The sequence below is a fragment of the Gordonia sp. i37 genome (assembly GCF_002043085.1).
In the GTDB taxonomy this organism is placed as follows: Bacteria; Actinomycetota; Actinomycetes; order Mycobacteriales; family Mycobacteriaceae; genus Gordonia; species Gordonia polyisoprenivorans.
Genome location: NZ_MVPX01000600.1, coordinates 1 through 1581, shown reverse-complemented (window position 1 = coordinate 1581; position 1581 = coordinate 1). Strand labels below are relative to the sequence as shown.

General features: G+C 60.5%; 3 protein-coding genes. 2 read left to right on the top strand and 1 reads right to left on the bottom strand.

Annotation, left to right across the window (positions count from 1 at the left end):
* Positions 1-36: 36 nt before the first annotated feature.
* Entirely contained in the window at positions 37-327 is a 291-nt protein-coding gene (locus B1964_RS28570) for a hypothetical protein (RefSeq protein WP_079932195.1), read from the bottom strand.
* 201 nt (positions 328-528) lie between these two features.
* Here B1964_RS28570 and B1964_RS31495 point away from each other — a divergent pair, with 201 nt between their 5' ends.
* Entirely contained in the window at positions 529-654 is a 126-nt protein-coding gene (locus B1964_RS31495; protein WP_290440751.1) for a hypothetical protein, read from the top strand.
* A gap of 228 nt (positions 655-882) precedes the next feature.
* Entirely contained in the window at positions 883-1503 is a 621-nt protein-coding gene (locus B1964_RS28565) for a TetR/AcrR family transcriptional regulator (RefSeq protein WP_079932196.1), read from the top strand.
* Positions 1504-1581: the final 78 nt, after the last annotated feature.

Here is a 1581-nt window from a genome sequence, read left to right as displayed (position 1 = left end):
CTTCGAGATCAGCTCGCACGCAAGTCAGCAATCAAGCTAACCGTGTCCATTTTTTCGGGGGAACCCCACACTGACCACGGCTGCAAAGAACGAACTCTGCCAGCGTGGCGCTTGCAGCGTGGACTCCGCGGCTTCGTCGGAAGGGATGCGTTGGTACAGAACGAACCAGATTGTCGCGATGTACACGAGAGCAGCAACGTTCCACGCCACCAGCAGCCACGCTGCATGACTGCCGAAAAGCACCAGTGCTACCAGCCAGATCACACCACACGCCGTCAGTACCAACTCCAACATCGAGAGGAGTGTCGAACGCGACACCTGGTTCATGGGTTCACGCCTGTGTGTTTGTTCACCTGCAACAATCCTCTCTCTGTGCACGTGGCGTGTCCCCACCCTGAGCGAGAATATGACTGGGACCGTCTTCGCCAGACGTCTTTAGAATCACGCGCGTCACGGCGTTAGTCCTCGAAGCTATAGGCTACCTATTTAGCGTGCTCCTACTTCATACGCAAGCGAGACGGTGAATCGGTGGGCGGGGCGATCTTCGCCCCAGCGGTCGGCGCCGTGGGATTGACTGTTGGACTGGTCCTCATGCTCGCCAACTACTCGACCCTGACCGAGCTGAACGTCGCCTGGGTCAGCGCATTGCCGTAACTGCTACTTTGGCAGCTGTCGTCGTCGGAGCCGTGACAGCGGGTCGGCTTTCCCGAACGTTGGCCATCGCTAACGCCGCCGACGCCGCTTGAACGGGCCTTGTCACACCGCGTGGCGGTCCTGTCAGTCGCCCGACTCTTGCACCGATAAGATCAGATCAGCACTTTGAAACGGCCGCCCCTGCTTCCGAGTATGGACGGCACGGCGGCGACAGGCGGGAGCGGGCGGATGGCCTATATCGAGGCGGCGCAGCGCCGGGAACAGATGATCGCTGCGGCCCGCATTGCCCTGGCCGACCTCGGCGTCTCGAACACCTCGATTCGCGCGGTCGCAAAACAGGCGGGCGTACCACTCGGGACGCTGCAGTACGTTTTTCCCACGAAGGAAAGTCTGCTCAAAGCGGTCATCGAGGATGTCGTCGACGAAATTGCCGGCATCCTCGGCAGCTCCGCTAACGTCGACAGCGGGCTCGCCCACGCCATCCATGAAGGTATTTCGACCTTCTGGTCTCGCCTGGTCAGCGGACATGCCGGCTTACAGCTGATGCAGTACGAGCTGACCACATACGCCCTGCGTACCGCGAACCAGCAAGCGCTCGCGCGCTGGCAGTACGAGCGATACACCGACGTTGTCGCCCAGTGGTGCCAGCAAGCGGCCAACAAAGCTGGCGAAACCTGTTCTCTGCCCTTCACACGCCTGGCCCGGATCATCGTGGCCGCAATCGACGGGTTGATCCTGCAATACGTCTGCGATCCCAACGAAAGCCGCTCGCGGGAGGACCTCAAGACTGTCGCGGCGATGATCGTAGAAGCCGCGAAAATCGAGAAAGTAGTCTCAGCCTCCCCCTAGGCCCGCCCTCCTCTTAGCCTCGATCCACCGATTTGCTTGTGATCGGTCGGTGAGGGATAAACGAAATGCCCTGTCTGA